The 14,944-nt window shown below is 75.1% G+C and carries 12 protein-coding genes; 7 read left to right on the top strand and 5 right to left on the bottom strand.

Annotated features, from left to right (window positions below; genetic code table 11):
• The 4 genes from NOD94_RS35170 to NOD94_RS35155 form a co-directional block, all read left to right on the top strand.
• Window positions 1–1,272, top strand: a 1,272-nt coding sequence (locus tag NOD94_RS35170) for a DUF6777 domain-containing protein (protein ID WP_281210282.1), incomplete at its 5' end; no start/stop codon positions are given.
• Window positions 1,273–1,338: 66 nt separating this feature from the next.
• Window positions 1,339–3,597 (top strand): SpoIIE family protein phosphatase, encoded by a 2,259-nt coding sequence (locus tag NOD94_RS35165; protein ID WP_281210281.1) that lies wholly within the window; start codon window positions 1,339–1,341, stop codon window positions 3,595–3,597.
• 94 nt (window positions 3,598–3,691) lie between these two features.
• Window positions 3,692–6,721 carry a phosphodiester glycosidase family protein gene (locus tag NOD94_RS35160; RefSeq protein WP_281210280.1) on the top strand — a complete coding sequence of 1,010 codons (3,030 nt, stop codon included), beginning with the start codon at window positions 3,692–3,694 and terminating at the stop codon, window positions 6,719–6,721.
• Between the two features lie 79 nt (window positions 6,722–6,800).
• Window positions 6,801–7,106: a hypothetical protein gene (locus tag NOD94_RS35155; RefSeq protein WP_281210279.1), complete on the top strand. Its 306-nt coding sequence runs from the start codon at window positions 6,801–6,803 to the stop codon at window positions 7,104–7,106.
• A gap of 32 nt (window positions 7,107–7,138) precedes the next feature.
• Here NOD94_RS35155 and NOD94_RS35150 read toward each other — a convergent pair whose 3' ends face one another.
• The 3 genes from NOD94_RS35150 to NOD94_RS35140 form a co-directional block, all read right to left on the bottom strand.
• Entirely contained in the window at window positions 7,139–9,082 is a 1,944-nt protein-coding gene (locus NOD94_RS35150; RefSeq protein ID WP_281210278.1) for an ABC transporter permease, read from the bottom strand.
• Window positions 9,083–9,272: 190 nt separating this feature from the next.
• A complete protein-coding gene (gene modA, locus NOD94_RS35145; protein ID WP_281210277.1) occupies window positions 9,273–10,085 on the bottom strand; it encodes a molybdate ABC transporter substrate-binding protein in 813 nt (270 codons plus the stop codon).
• Window positions 10,086–10,274: 189 nt separating this feature from the next.
• Entirely contained in the window at window positions 10,275–10,670 is a 396-nt protein-coding gene (locus NOD94_RS35140; RefSeq protein WP_281210276.1) for a helix-turn-helix transcriptional regulator, read from the bottom strand.
• A gap of 134 nt (window positions 10,671–10,804) precedes the next feature.
• Between NOD94_RS35140 and NOD94_RS35135 the strand changes: the two genes are divergently transcribed.
• The gene (locus tag NOD94_RS35135) at window positions 10,805–11,230 is read left to right on the top strand and encodes an RNA-binding S4 domain-containing protein (protein ID WP_281210274.1); all 426 of its coding nucleotides are present in this window, start codon (window positions 10,805–10,807) and stop codon (window positions 11,228–11,230) included.
• A gap of 114 nt (window positions 11,231–11,344) precedes the next feature.
• Here NOD94_RS35135 and NOD94_RS35130 read toward each other — a convergent pair whose 3' ends face one another.
• Window positions 11,345–11,752, bottom strand: a complete 408-nt coding sequence (locus NOD94_RS35130) for a PTS fructose transporter subunit IIA (RefSeq protein ID WP_281210273.1) — start codon at window positions 11,750–11,752, stop codon at window positions 11,345–11,347.
• Window positions 11,749–12,357, bottom strand: coding sequence for a dihydroxyacetone kinase subunit DhaL (gene dhaL / locus NOD94_RS35125; RefSeq protein ID WP_281210272.1), 609 nt, complete (start codon window positions 12,355–12,357; stop codon window positions 11,749–11,751). Before dhaL ends, NOD94_RS35130 begins: the two co-directional genes overlap by 4 nt.
• A 391-nt stretch (window positions 12,358–12,748) precedes the next feature.
• Here dhaL and NOD94_RS35120 point away from each other — a divergent pair, with 391 nt between their 5' ends.
• Window positions 12,749–13,444, top strand: a complete 696-nt coding sequence (locus tag NOD94_RS35120) for a DUF4142 domain-containing protein (protein WP_319189910.1) — start codon at window positions 12,749–12,751, stop codon at window positions 13,442–13,444.
• A 9-nt stretch (window positions 13,445–13,453) separates the two neighbouring features.
• Complete coding sequence (locus NOD94_RS35115; protein ID WP_281210271.1) at window positions 13,454–14,824, top strand: DUF1996 domain-containing protein; 1,371 nt, start codon at window positions 13,454–13,456, stop codon at window positions 14,822–14,824.
• Window positions 14,825–14,944: the final 120 nt, after the last annotated feature.

Here is a 14,944-nt window from a genome sequence, read left to right as displayed (position 1 = left end):
CCGCCCCCGCAGGGCCCGCCCCCACCCCCGAGCGGTGGCCCGTCCGGGCGGCCGTGGTGGCGCTCCCCGCGCGGATCGGCCGCCGCGGTCGTCGCGCTGGCGGTCGTCGCGGCCCTGGTGGTGGTGTTGACCCGGTCGGGCGGCGGGGGCACGCCCACGCCCAACCCCGACCGGGCCGGCGCCGAGGTGTTCCTCCAGCCCGCCGCCGCGACCGGCCCCGCCCCGTTCACCGAGTCGACGGCCGCCGAGGAGGCCACCGTGCCGCCCGCGAGCCGACCTCCGGGCCCGTCCACATCACCCACACGGAGTACCGGCGCTCCCCTCGGCATCCGCAGCGTCACCGGGTCCACCCCAGGCCTGTACGGCGGCACCAAGAACGTCGCCGGCTGCGACGTCGAGAAGCAGATCGCGCTGCTGTCGGCGGAGCCCCCCAAGAACGCCGCCTTCGCCTCCGCGCTCGGCATCCGACCGGCCGCCGTACCGGGTCACCTGCGCTCCCTCACCCCCGTACAGCTCGCCCTCGACACCCGCGTCACCAACCACGGCTTCCGCGACGGCCGGGCCACCCCCTACCAGGCGGTGCTCCAGGCCGGGACGGCCGTCCTCGTGGACGACCGGGGCGTGCCCCGGGTGCGCTGCGCGTGCGGGAACCCGCTGGGGGCGGCCGTCGCGCTGAAGGCGGACGCCAAACGGCAGGGGCGGCCGTGGAGCTCCTACCGGCCGCAGGACGTGGTGGTCATCGCCCCGTCGGTGACCATCGTCAACAAGATCGTGATCTACGACCACGAGGACCGGCGCTGGTTCGAGCGCGAGCGCGGCGCCGACCCGAAGCCCGACAGGCCCGTACCGCCGCCGGTCATCCCCACACCGAAGTACACGACCCCGCCGGTGTCCCCACCGGTCACCCCTCCCGTGTCCCCTCCGGCGTCGGACGGTTCGCCGCCCGTCACCGATTCCGGGAGTCCGGACGGCCCCTCCTCCGTCGGCCCGCCCTCCGACGGCTCGGGAGACACCCCCTCCGACAGTCCGGGTGACACCCCCTCCGACGAGTCCCCCGCCTCCCCCGAGGACTCCCCGGCCGATTCGCCCGGCGGAACGTCCCCGGGCACCTCTGAGGGGCCGTCGACGCGGTCACGGGCACCCGGGCTCACCGAGGACTCCGGCACCCCGACGGGACCGTCGGAGTCGGGGCCGGCGGACCGGCCGCAGCGGGAACGGGCCGGTACCCCGACCGGCACCGATTCCGCGACCGCCCCGCCCTCCCGGGACTGACCCGCTCGGCGGCGCCCGGGTTCCCTGCGCATGCCGGGGACGGGGTAACAGTGAGACCCTTGCTCCATGGACCAACGGGGACGAAACCCCGAGGTCGACTGGCCCGCGCGGCCTGATCTGAGCCTCGCGCTCAACCGCATGGGTACCTTCGACTGGGATCTCGACAGCGGGCGGATGCATCTGGACGCCACCGCGTTGGAGGTGCTCGACCTGCGTCCGGCGGAGTTCGACGGAACTCCGGCCGGGCTGCGCGGCCGCGTCGCCCCGGGGGAGGAGGACCGGTACGACAGCCGCGTCGTGCAGGCCCTCCAGGACGGCCGCAGCCATTACGGGGTCTACTTCCGGACCCCCCGCGAGGGCGGCGACCCCGCCTGGATCCACCTCCAGGGCCACATCCTGCGGGACCAGGACGACCGCCCGTACCGGATCATCGGCATCCTCCGCGACGCCACCCGCGACCCCGGCGAGCCCGGCGCCGCCGGCGAGCGGGACGAGGGGCGGCGCCGGATGACCGGCGTCGTCGAACGGACCACCGCGATCCTCGCCCACGCGCGCACCGTCAACGACGTGACCGACGTGCTCAAGGACCGCGAGGCCCTCGGCCACCTCGGGGCCGTCAGCGTCATGCTCGGGGTCGTCGACGGCGGCCGCATCCACCTGGTCGCCGAGGGCCAGCTCGGCACCTACGTCCCCGAGATCGAGTACACGCGCATCGACGCCCGGTTTCCGATGAGCGAGGCCGTACGAACCCTCCAGCCGGTCTACATATCCTCCCGGGAGGAGTTCCAGCGGAGCTACCCGCAGTTGTGGCCGTACATCGAACCGCTGTCGGTCCGCAGCGGCGTCTACCTGCCGTTGATCGCCCAGGGTCGGCCCGTCGGCGCGCTCGGGCTGCTCTACACGCGGGACGGGGACTTCACCGGCGAGGAACGCAACCTCCTCGTCGCCCTCGCCAGCGGCATCGCGCAAAGCCTCCAGCGGGCGATGCTGTTCGAGCAGGAGCACGACCTCGCCGAGGGCCTGCAGCGTGCGATGCTGCCGCGCCGGATCCCGGAGGTGCCGGGCGCGCGGATCGCCGTGCGCTACCGGGCCGCCCGGATGGGCCGGGACATCGGCGGCGACTGGTACGACGTGATCCCGCTCGGCGCGGGCCGGGTCGGGGTGATGATCGGAGACGTGGAGGGCCACGACACGGACGCGGCCGCCGTCATGGGCCAGTTGCGGATCGTGCTGCGCGCGTACGTCCTGGAAGGGCACACCCCCGGCACGGCGATGGCCCGCGCCTCCGCGTTCCTGCGCGACCTGGCCACCGACCGCTTCGCCACCTGCACCTACGCCGAGATCGACCTCAACACCGGCATGCTGCGCATGGTCCGGGCCGGCCACCTGGACCCCGTCGTCCGGCGCGGCGACGGCAGCTGCCACCGCGTCCAGGTCGCGGGCGGCCTTCCGCTGGGCCTGCCTCCGCGCGACCGGCAGGGCAGCGGGTCCGGCTACCCCGTCACGTCCCTCGAACTGCACCCCGGGGACACCCTGCTGCTCTGCACCGACGGCCTGATCGAGCGGCCCGGCCGCGACCCCGAGGCCGGCATGCGGGAGCTCATGGACACCGCCGGCGCGGGCCCCACCGACGTCGAGGAGCTCGCCGACGTGCTCTGCGACCTGGTCGGGGACGCGGGCGGCGGGGACGACATGGCCCTGCTCCTGCTGCGCCGCCGGGGCGCCGCCGTGCCGCGCGGCGGAGGCCCGTTGCACCAGCGGCTCACGCCCGGCGACGCGGACGGGCCGGCGATGGCCCGCCACCTGATCCGGGCCGCGGTCGCCGCGTGGGGTGCACGGGAGAAGGCCGACGAGATCGAGCTGGCGGCGGACGAGCTGATGACCAACGCCCTGGTCCACACCGACGGCGGTGGCCACGTCGTCATGTGGCTGACGGCGGGGAGCCGCATCCGGATCGAGGTGGAGGACACGAGCAGTGCCCTGCCGAGGCGTCGGGAAGCGGGGGACTGGGCGGTGTCGGGCCGTGGCCTGATGCTGGTGGACCGGCTCGCGGACGACTGGGGCGTGGAGCCGCGGGGCAGCGGAAAGAGCGTGTGGTGCGAGTTCGACGTCCCCGCCCCGGCGCCGGGGCCCGTGCCGGGGCCACTGCCGGGTGGAAGCGTCGGTGCGGATGCGGATGCGGATGCGGGTGCGGACGCGGGTGCGGACGCGGACGCGGGTGCCGGGCGGATGCCGGGCACGGCGGCGGGGCCGCGGCTCCCACGGCCCGAACCGGAATCCCCACCCGAGCCGGCCGGAACACCGCAGGTGGCGTGGGACGACTGAGGCCCCGCGACGGTCGGGCGGCAAATGGCTGAACACGCCACTTTCCGGCGGGCGGACGACCCGATCGTCCTACGAAGTGATCGATGCTGCCTGGATGCCGAGCCTTCGCCCGCTGCTGCCCGCCCTGCTCGCCGCGGCCCTCGCGGCCCCCGCCCACGCCGCGGGCTCCGAGGCGCGGGAACATCCGGCGTACTCCGCGACCCGGGACCGCCCCGGGCAGCTCGCGTCCGCCCCGACCCGTGGGCTCTTCGTCACCCCGGAGCTCCGGGGACAGCCGCCGTTCCCCGCGCCCGCCGGATTGTCCGCGCCCGCCGGGTTGTCCGGGCCGTCCGGGTTCCCCGGCCCCTTCGCGTCCGTACCGGGTTTCGCGCTCGCCGGGGGATCCGAGGGGCGTGCGTACGCGGGACCCGTCGGGTCTCCGACCGGCCTGCCGGCAGCTGCGGCTCCAGGCCCGGCCTTCCCCGCCTTCCCCACGGCTCCCGCGCACCCCGCCGCCGCGGACCCCGTCGACGGGATCGAGACCGCCAGGGTCGGGCGGCAGGTGGCGCCGGGGGTGCGGTTGGAGTCGTACGACCGGCTGGAGGGGGACCGGTGGCTCCGGATCGACGAACTGGTGGCGGACCTCGGGGCGGGGAGCGGGGTGCGGGCCGAGTACCTGGGCGGCGTCGGGCCCGCCACCGTGGCCGAGGCCGCCGCCCGGCACGCCGCCGGGCCCGGCCGGCGGGTCGTCGCCGCCGTCAACGGGGACTTCTTCGACATCCGGGCCACCGGAGCCCCCCTCGGCCCGGGCGTCCGCGCGGGCCGGCTGCTGCACTCCGCCTCGCCCGGACCAGGAGGCGGCGCCGCCGTCGGGTTCGGGGCGGACGGCACCGGCCGCGTCCTGCGCCTCCCGGCGGCCGGCGCGGTCACCCTGCCCGACGGTCCGGCCCGCCCTCTGGCCGGGTACAACGCCGCCCGGCCACCGGCGGAGGGCTTCTCCGCCTACACCGCCGACTGGTCGGGCAGGACCCTCCCCACCCCGGCCCCCGGCCCCGGCGCCATGGTCGAACTCCGCGACGCAACGGTCGTCGCGCCGGCCCGGACCCCGCTCCGGTCCGCCCGGCCCCGGCGCCCCGCCCCCGGCACCACCCTGTTGTTCGCGAGCGGTGCGCGGCAGACGGCCGCCCTCGTGGCCCTGCGCACCGGGGACCGGGTGACCGTCACCGCGCGGCCCCTGCCCACGTCCGGGCCGGTTCCCGTGGCCGCCGTCGGGGGCCGTGAGCCCCTGGTCGTCGACGGGAGGCCACTGGACCACACGGGTCGGCCCAACGACACGGCCGCCCCGCGCACCGCCGCCGCCCTGTCCGAGGACGGCCGCCGACTGCGGCTCGTCACGGTCGACGGCCGACAGCGCGACAGCGGCGGCCTCACCCTCACCGGACTCGGACGGCTCCTGCACCGCCTCGGCGCGCACCAGGCCCTCAACCTCGACGGCGGCGGCTCCTCGACCCTGCTCGCGTCGGCACCCGGAGCGTCGACCCCGAGCACGGAGAACTCCCCGTCCGACGGAAGTCCCCGCCCCGTCCCCAACGGGCTCGTGCTCACCGCGCCGACCGGCTCCGGGCAGCTCGCCGGGTACCGCGTCGAAGCACAAGGCGCCGCCACCAGGCTGTTTCCCGGGCTGACCCGCACCCTCACCGCCACCGGCCACGACACCTCGTTCGGCCCCGCCGCGGGCACCCCGCGATGGACCGCCGGCAGCGGCCGGATCGGCCCGGACGCCGTGTTCCGTGCCGGCAAGCCCGGTCCCGTCACCGTCGAGGCCCGGCGCGGCAGCGCCCGCGGCACCCTCCGCCTCGACGTGCTCGGTCCGCCGGCCCGGATCCGGCCCGCCCCGGCCCGGATCGGCCTCCTGACCCGCGACGAGAGCGCCACGCTCACCCTGACGGGGTACGACGCCCAGGGCGCGGCCGCCCCCGTCGAACCCCGGGACGTGACCCTGCACTACGACCGCGGTCGGTGGAGCGTCACCGAGGACGGGCACGGCGGCTACACCGTCACGGCCCTCGTTCCGCGGGCCACCGGCCGGCTGCGCGCCACCATCCGCGCCTCCGACTCGGATCCCGCCGGCGGCTCCGCCACCGGCGTCACCGCCGAAGTGGCCCTCGGCGTCGGCTCGGTGACCCGGCCCCTCTCCGCCCTGGACGACGCCGCCGCCTGGACCGGTACGGGCGCGGCACCGGCCGAGGGCCGGCCGGGCCGGGGCCTCGCCCTGGAACCCGGCCCCGGCCGGCCTGCCGGGGCGACCCCGCCCCGGCCGCTGCCCGTACCGGAGCTCGCCCGGTCGGTGTCGTTGTGGGTCCACGGTGACGCCTCGGGGGCCCGGCCCGCCCTCGAACTGCTCGACGCGGACGGGGCCGTGGTGACCCTGCGGGGGCCCGCCGTGGACTGGGCCGGCTGGCGGGAGCTGAACCTCCCCCTGCCCGGCACCGCCGAGCGGCCCCTGACCCTCACCCGGCTCTCCGCCACCGGAACCCGCTCCGGCCGCCTGGTCCTGGACACGCTCACCGCCCCGACCCCGCCCACCGGTCCCGCCGTGCCCGGCACCGTCCGCCCGGACCCCGTCGTGGCCTCCGCCGACGAGGTCCGGGCACGGTCCTGGAGGTTCGCCGTCGCCCCGGCCCCGGCCCCGGGGACGGCCGTACCGGCCGGGACCGCGGACCTCGTGCTGACCGGCGCCGAGCCGCGGCCGTTCGTCCACCGCGGCGTACGGTTCCTGCCGCTCGACACCACCCGCCGGACCCTCGACGGCGGCGGCCTCGCCCGGATGCGCGCCCTGACCGGGGCCCTCGACGCCGCCGCCCGGGAGCCCTGGACGGGTGCGCTGGCCGTCGTGGCTCCGTACGCCCCCCACACCGTCGACCGCAAGGAAGCGGCTCTGCTGACCCGGCGCCTCGCGGAGTTCCGGCGTGACACCGGGAAGAACGCGGTGCTCATCATTCCCGGAGCGCCCCGCTTCTCGGCCGTCCGCGGCGAGGGCGTCCCGACCGTCGCGACGACCCGCACGACCCGCACCCTGTTCGGCGTCGACGCCTTCCCGGCGCCGGGCCACGAGTGGCTGTCGGTACGTCAGGAACGCCCGTAGACCGTGTCCGAAAACCGCGGCGCGGGAAGCCCTGTTGCCGCCCTGTTCCCTCGTACCACCGCGACTTAGCATGCTCGGGTTGCACCCGGAACTGCCCCGTCCGCTGATCGACCTCCTCGCCGCCGACCCGGAACCGAACGTCCGCGCCGTGATCGCCCGGCGACGGGAGACCACGCCGGCGGTACGACGGTCCATCGAGGCCGATCTGCGCGCCGGCGCCGACCGTTTCCTCGCGGACCCGGCCGTGGCGACCGAGGAGGACCTGGCCCGCTACGCGGCGTCCTTCGGGCCGCACGGTTGTCCGCCGCGCACGCCGCCCGTCCCCGACGCTCCGCAGCCCTCCCTCGCGGAGATGGAGGAGCTCCTGTCCCGCGCGGGCCTGTGAAACACCGGTGAACCACCCCCGGGTGATGAGTCCTACAGTCGTACGAGGGTGACCTCGGTCGCCTTCACGCTCGTCCAGACGGCCACGCCGTCGGTCACGCCGAGTTCGGCGGCCGCCTCCGGGGTGATCTCCGCGACCAGGTCGGGCGCCTCGGCCGAGGCGATCAGCACGCGGAGCCGGCTGCCCACGGCGGTGATCTCCCGGACCGTGCCGGGCCAGACGTTGCGCGGGCTGCCGCTCGGGCGCTCCCGGTGCACGGACACCGCCTCGGGGGCGATGATCGCGAGGGCCTGCGCGCCCTCGGGCAGCGTCTCCGCGACCACCAACCGACCGCCGTCCGCGAGGGCGAGGCCTTCGGCGGACGCGGTTCCGGGCCACGCGTTGCGGCCGAGCATCCGAGCCACCCAGGGAGACCGCGGATGCCGGGTGACCTCGGCGGGCGCCGCGTCCTGGAGGGTCCGGCCGTCGGCGAGTACGAGGACCCGGTCGGCCAGCGACACCGCCTCGACCGGGTCGTGGGTGACGATGAGGCAGACGCCGCCGAAGCCGGCCAGGTGGGTGCGCAGGGTGTGGCGCACGCGGGCGCGCGTCGTCTGGTCGAGGGCCGCGAGGGGCTCGTCGAGCAGCAGCAGCCGGGGGCGGGCGGCCAACGCCCGGGCCAGGGCGACGCGTTGCGCCTGCCCGCCGGACAGCTGTGCGGGCTTGCGCCGGGCGAGGTGACCGACACCGAGCCGGTCCAGCCAGGCCTGGGCCTCGCGGCGGGCGGTCACCCGGTCGGTGCCGCGCGCGCGGAGCCCGTACGCCGTGTTCGCGAGGGCCGTCAGGTGCGGGAACAGGGCCCCGTCCTGCGGGACCCACGCGACCTGCCGCCGGTGCGGGGGCAGCGCGGTCACGTCCGTGTCGCCGAGGCTGAGCGTGGCGTGGGCGCGGGGCGTCAGGCCGAGCAGGGCGCGCAGCAGGGTGGTCTTGCCCGCGCCGTTCTCCCCGACGACGGCGATGGTGGTGCCCGGTGCGGCGTCCAGGGTGAGCCGGTTGAAGCCGGTCACCTCCGCGTGCAGGGGCCAGCGTCCGTCGTCGGCCCCCTTCGCCGCGTCGGATCCGGATGCCGTCCCCGTGATGTCGGGTCCGGGCGCGGCGGGTTCCTCCGCCACGGGCGGGACCTCGGTCGCGGGACGGGCGACGGGGGTGCCGGTCCAGCGGCCGCGCAGGGCGATCAGTACGCCCATGGCGATGGCGAGCAGCAGCAGCGAGACCGAGGTCGCGGCCTCCGGCTGGTCCTGGAGCAGCAGGTAGACCTGGAGGGGCAGGGTCTGCGTGGTGCCCGGCAGGTTGCCGGCGAAGGTGATGGTCGCACCGAACTCGCCGAGCGCGCGGGCCCAGGTGAGTGCCGCGCCCGCGATCAGCCCGGGGGCCACCATGGGCAGCGTCACGGTGAAGAAGACCCGTACCGGCGAGGCGCCCAGGGAGGCGGCGGTCTCCTCGTAGCTCTGCTTGAGGCCGCCGAGCGCGCCCTCCAGGCTGATGACGAGGAACGGCATCGCGACGAAGGTGGCCGCGACGACGGCGCCCGAGGTGTGGAAGGGCAGCGTGATGTCGAAGGTCTCCTCCAGCCACGGCCCGAGCAGCCCGCGCCGCCCGAATCCCAGCAGCAGCGCCACACCGCCGACGGTCGGCGGCAGCACCATCGGCAGCAGGACCAGCGAGCGGACGAGGGCCTTGCCCGTGAAGTCGACGCGGGCCAGCAGCCAGGCGAGCGGTACGCCGAGGACCAGCGACAGCCCGAGCGCCCACAGGGACACCACCAGCGACAGTTTGAGGGCCTCGACGACGCCGGGGCTGGTGAGGTGGGTTCCGAGTTCGCCCCACTGGGTCCGGGTGAGGATGCCGATCAGGGGCAGCAACAGGAACGCGATGGCGAGCAGCGCGGGGAGCGCCAGCGTCATGGGCGGCCGGTTGCGGGTGCGGAGTCTGCTCATGGGGGTTCCTGGCTGGAGCTGCTGGGACCGGTACCGGGAGGTGCCGGGGACGAAGCCTACGGAGCGCGGTGCGCCGCCGGGGCCGGGAGCGCCGAGAGGGTCGGGAGCGCCGCCGGGGCCGGGAGCGCCGAGGGGGACTGCCCGTCCCCCCGGACCGGGCAGTCCCCCTCGGCGCCGTTCGGCGTGGCGGTCACGGCTTCTGGAAACCGGCGTCCTGGAGGATCTTCTGCGCCTCGGGGCCGTTCAGCCAGGTCACGAACGCGGCGGCGGCCTCGGCGTTCTTGGACTGCTTGAGCGTCGCGGCCGGGTAGGAGGCGACGGCGTTCTGGTCGTCCGGGATGTCGACCGTGACGACCTTGTCGCCGGACTTGGCGGAGTCGGTCTTGTAGACGAGACCGGCGTCGGCCTCACCGAGCTCGACCTTGCTGAGCACGGCGCGGACGTTGGGCTCCTGGGAGACCGGCTTCACCTCGACCTTCTGGGCGTCGAGGATCTGCTTGCTGTAGCGGCCGACGGGGACCTCGGGCGCGGCGAGGACCACCTTCAGCTTGGTGTCGGCCAGGTCCTTCAGGTCGTCGACCTTGAAGGGGTTGCCCTTGCCCGTCGCGATGACGAGACGGTTCTTCGCGATCACCGAGGGATCGTTGGTCTCGGCCTTGAGGCCGTCCATCGTCTTGGTGTCGGCGGTGACGAGCGCGTCGGCCGGGGCGCCCTGCTTCACCTGCGCGGCGAGTTCCTGCGAGCCGGCGAAGGAGAAGGTGACCTTCGTACCGGGGTGGGCCTTCTCGTAGGCGGCGCCCGCGGCTTTGAACACGTCGGTGAGCGAGGACGCGGCGAGGACGGTCAGGTTCGCGGCCTTGGCCCCGGCGGGCGCGGAGGCCGAAGCGGAGGTGGAGGCGCCGGTGTCGGACTTCTTGTCGCCGCCGCCACAGGCGGACAGCGGCACGAGAAGGGCCGCGGTGAGCGCGGCGGCCGCGGCACGGCGGTTGATGATCAGGGACATGGCTGGGTGCTCCTCGGTCGGGTCGGCGGCCGGCCGGGTGCCGGGACCGCGTGTGGGTGACCCGCGCCGGTGACGGGCGGAGCGGGGCGGGGAGGTCTGGGGACAGCGGAAGGCGAGAGCGGCGGCTGCGGGCGGTGGGGGTCGGCGGGGGTCGGCGGGGCGAGGGGGCGGAACGCGGGCCGGGCCGGATCAGGCTCGGTCGACGTGCACGCTGGTGGACTTCACGCGGGCGGTGGCCCGCATTCCGACCTCCAGCCCCAGTTCCTCGACGGCCTCACGGGTCAGCAGGGAGACCAGGCGGTGGGGACCCGCCTGGATCTCGACCTGGGCGGACACGTCGCCGAGCTTCACCGCCGTGACGATGCCGGGGAAGGAGTTGCGCACCGAGGTGTAGGGCTCTCCGTCCTCGATGTGCGCGCCCTGACCCACCTCCACGGAGAAGGCGGCCAGGTCACGGCCGTTGATCAGGCGACGGCCGCCCTCGTCGCGATGGGTCGCGACCCGGCCGGCGTCGGCCCAACGGCGTGCCGTGTCCGGGCTGACGCCCAGCAGGCGCGCCGCCTGTCCGATGGTGTAGGACTGCATGTGCGACAAGGTAGGGGCATACCTCGGGCATTTGCAATTCGTTTGGAACGATCTCCATTGCAGATGCCATGCTCGTTGTGTTATCCGCCAAAAGTCATTCCGTTCTCGGCCGCCGCGCTCGGTAAAGTCGGGGCATGGCTGACGAAAAGACGCAGGAGCCGTCGACGACCGCAACGCCCCCGGCCGGGCCGGTGGAGGAGGGGAGCGCCCGGGTGGACGCCTGGATCTGGTCGGTGCGTCTGACGAAGACCCGCTCCGTCGCGGCGACCGCCTGCCGGGCGGGCCACGTGAAGGTCAACGGGGAACGCGCGAAGCCGGCGCAGACGGTGCGCGCGGGAGACGAGGTACGGCTCTTCCATGCGGGCCGCGAACGCATCGTGGTCGTCCGGCGGCCCGTGACGAAGAGGGTCGGCGCCCCGGTCGCCGCCGAGTGCTTCATCGACAACAGCCCGCCGCCGCCCACCCCCGTCGAGGCCGCCGTGGTCGGCATCCGCGACCGGGGGACGGGTCGGCCGACGAAGCGCGACCGCCGGGAGATCGCGAACCTGCGCGGCCGCTGACGGGCGCACCGCACCCGCACCGACCGACGCCTCCCGCACCGACCGACGCCTCCCGCACCGACCGGTGCGGGTCGGCCGGGGCGGGGCCGCACGCGTCCGGCCGGTGCGGGTCGGTCAGGCCTTGCGGTACGCGTACGCCTCCGCGGCGACGGCCACGACCGCCTCCAGGTCCGCACCGGCCGAGGCGGCGACGACCGCCGCCACCGCCCCCTCGACGAAGGGCGCGTCCACCAGCCGGGACCCGGCCGGCAGCTCGTCCTCCGCCAGCAGCGACTTCACCGTCAGTACCGAGCTGCCGAGGTCCACCAGCAGCGCGACTCCCGCGCCCCCGTCCACCGCCGACGCGGCCGCCAGGATCAGGTCAGCACTCGTACCCAGACCGCCGTCGGCGGTGCCGCCCGCCGGGGCCACCGGGGCCACCGCGCCGCGACCGGCCAGCCCCCGGGCCAGCTCGGCCACGGACTCCGCGACGGCGGCGCTGTGCGACACCAGCACGACCCCGACCAGCGGCCCGGCGCTCACGCGGCGCCCTCCGCGGTGTCGGCCAGCGCGTCCAGCAGCAGGGCGGACGAGGTGGCCCCCGGATCCTGGTGCCCGACGCTGCGCTCGCCGAGGTAGCTGGCCCGGCCCTTGCGGGCGATCAGCGGCACCGTCGCCCGGGCGCCGTTCTCCGCCGCCTCCGCGGCGGCCCGGTACGAGGTGCCCAGCGCCGCCACTCCCGGCACCAGCGCGTCCAGCATCGTCTTGTCGCCCGGCGCCGCGCCACCCAGCACGGCCACCGCGCCCACGCCCGCCGACAGGGCCTCGCGCAGCTCGTCGTCGGAGACCCCGGCGGCCTCGCCGAGCTCCTTGCCGGTGCGGCGCAGCAGCGTCCCGTACAGCGGTCCGGACGCGCCGCCGACCGTGGAGATCAGGGTCCGCCCGGCGAGCTGGAGCAGCGCGCCGGGCGGGGTCGCCGGATCGGCGCCGGCCAGGGCGCTCCGTACGGCCACGAACCCGCGCAGCAGGTTGCTTCCGTGATCGGCGTCCCCGATGGGGGAGTCGAGCTCGGTCAGTCGGTCCGCCTCGCGTTCCACCGCCGCAGCGGTGGTGTCCATCCAGCGTCGGAAGAAGTCTGCGTCACGCACCGGGTCTCCTCGCCTCGCCTCGCACCCGCCTGGGCCCGTCCCGCTCCACCCTACGACCGCCGGCGCGCCCGGCGGCCGCGCGGCGCAGCGCGGGGCTCCGTACGGACGCGGACGCGAGCGGGGAGCGGGTCAGGGGCGGGAGGCGGACAGGGGAGGGCGCCCACGGGCGGAACCGGCGACGACCGCCGACGACCGGGGTGCGGCCGGGGCACGGTACCAGCCTTTCGGGGGGTTGCCCGGATGTCTATCCGATCGTGATTGCCTTGATGTCCCGTCACCACGGGCGGCACTAGCGTCCCTTGGCACCCGGGAGTGCGGATGTGTCCGGGCGGCCCGCAGCGGCCGCCGGTACGGCCCGCAGCCCTCCTGGCCCCCAGAGCAAGGAGGTACTGTGCCGTCACTGCGTCGGTCGTCCGTCGGCAGCATGTCGCTCGCTTCGAGGCACGTGATCGGGACGGGCATCGTCATCGGTGCCCTCGCCTTCACCCTGATCGCCCTGCTGATCCCCGTGGACAAGTTCGGCGGTACGTCCGCCTCCGCCGCCACGGCCACAGCGGATGACGACGGCGCCGGAACCCTGAGCACGGCCTTCGGGCCGCTGACCCCCGCGGACCGGGACTTCGTACGCAAGGTCCGGCTCGCCGGCCTGTGGGAACTCCCCGCCGGCCGGCAGGCCCAGCAACGTCCCACTCGCCCCACGGTGAAGACCGCCGGTGAGCACCTCGTGGAGGGCCACACCGAACTGGACCGCCGGGTACTGGAGGTGGGGCAGGCCCTCGGCGTCGAACTGCCGGACCGGCCCAGCACGCAGCAGCAGGACTGGCTCGACCAGTTGGACCGGGCCCAGGGCGCCCAGTACGAACGACTGTTCGCCCAACTGCTGCGCCGGGCGCACGGGAAGGTCTTCGCCCTCGTGGCGCAGATCCGGTCCCAGACCCGCAATTCCATGGTCCGCGCCCTGGCCACCGATGCCAACGCCACCGTTCTGGACCACATCTCGGTCCTGGAGGACACCGGGCTGGTCGATTTCGACGGCCTCGCGGACGCCCCACCGGCTCCCTCCACCGTTTCCCGATCGACGAAGTGAAGTGATCGCATGAGTCAAAAGGGCCACAAACGCCGCCTCCGACCCGCCCACAAGGCCCTCGCCGTGGTGGCCGCCCTCGTCATGGGCGGCGGCGGGGTCGGTCTCCTCGCCCAGGGCGCCTCCGCCGGGCAGGACGGCAAGGCGGCGGTGACCGCCACCATCGACTGCCCCGACGTCGGCGACAAGCTCCGCGACGTCCCCGAGCAGGCACGCAAGGAGGTCGACGAGAACCTCGCCCAACTCGACACCCAGGTCGCCGACGCCTACGCCAAGCTCTCCTCCGGCCGGGCCAAGGGCAACGCCCTCCTCGGCGACCTGAAGAACCAGCGCGGCCGGACCATCGGCAGTCTCTCCGACGCGATGGCGAAGCAGGGCTCCCGCCCCCAGGGCCTGGACCAGCTGAGCGCCTGCTCGATGCAGGAGGCCGCGGCCGCGGACCCCGCGGACGTGAAGAACGCCCAGGCGGCCGGTGCCGCGCCGGCCGCGGCCAAGGGCGCCGGAGGTCCGGCGCGCAGCGACTTCGTCGCCATCGGCACCGTACGGCCCAACGTGCGCAAGCCCGCCGCCCGCGGGGGAGCGTCCACCGGAACCTTCTCCGTGCAGTGCGGGCGCAACGAGAACGGCCACTTCAACCCGGACAACGTCATCGTCGCGCCCGGCGTCAGCAACGGCGCGCACCACATGCACGACTACGTCGGCAACAAGACCACCGACGCGTTCTCCACCAACAACAGCCTCGCCGCGTCCGGAACGACCTGCACCAACGGCGACCAGTCCACCTACTACTGGCCGGTGCTGCGACTGCGCAACGGACAGAAGGAACGGGACGCGGCCGCGCCCGGCGGCGGTCAGGACGGGAACGTCGGCACGATCCTCCAGCCCAAGCAGGTGACGATCGACTTCAAGGGCAGCCCCGCGAGCAAGGTCACCGCCATGCCGCGGTTCCTGCGCGTCATCACCGGTGACGCCAAGGCGCTCACCAACGGGACGGCCAACGCCAACGCCTCTTGGAGCTGCACCGGGTTCGAGAACCGGCAGCTGAAGGACAAGTACCCGATCTGCCCCAAGGGCAGCGACGTCGTGCGCACCTTCAACTTCCAGAGCTGCTGGGACGGACGCAACACCGACAGCGCCAACCACCGTACGCACGTGGCGTTCGCGGACAAGAACGGCTCCTGCCCGAACGGCTTCAAGGCCATCCCGCAGCTCGTGCAGCGGATCGTGTACGGGGTGCAGCCCGGCGCGAAGTTCGCCGTGGACAGCTTCCCCGAGCAGTTGCACAAGCCGGTGACCGACCACGGTGACTTCATCAACGTCATGTCGGACAACCTGATGGCCGGCGCGGTGCGCTGCATCAACGGTGGGCGCACCTGCCGCTGAGAACCTCGGGGCGCACGCCTTCCCTCCCCGGCGTCACCCCGAGAGCGGGGGGGGGGGGGGGGGGGGGGGGGGGGGGGGGGGGGGGGGGGGGGGGGGGGGGGGGGGGGGGGGGGGGGGGGG

The sequence above is a fragment of the Streptomyces sp. Isolate_45 genome (assembly GCF_024721315.2).
Taxonomy (GTDB): domain Bacteria; phylum Actinomycetota; class Actinomycetes; order Streptomycetales; family Streptomycetaceae; genus Streptomyces.
Note: the sequence above shows the minus strand (reverse complement) of the source record. Positions and strands in the feature narration are given on the sequence as shown.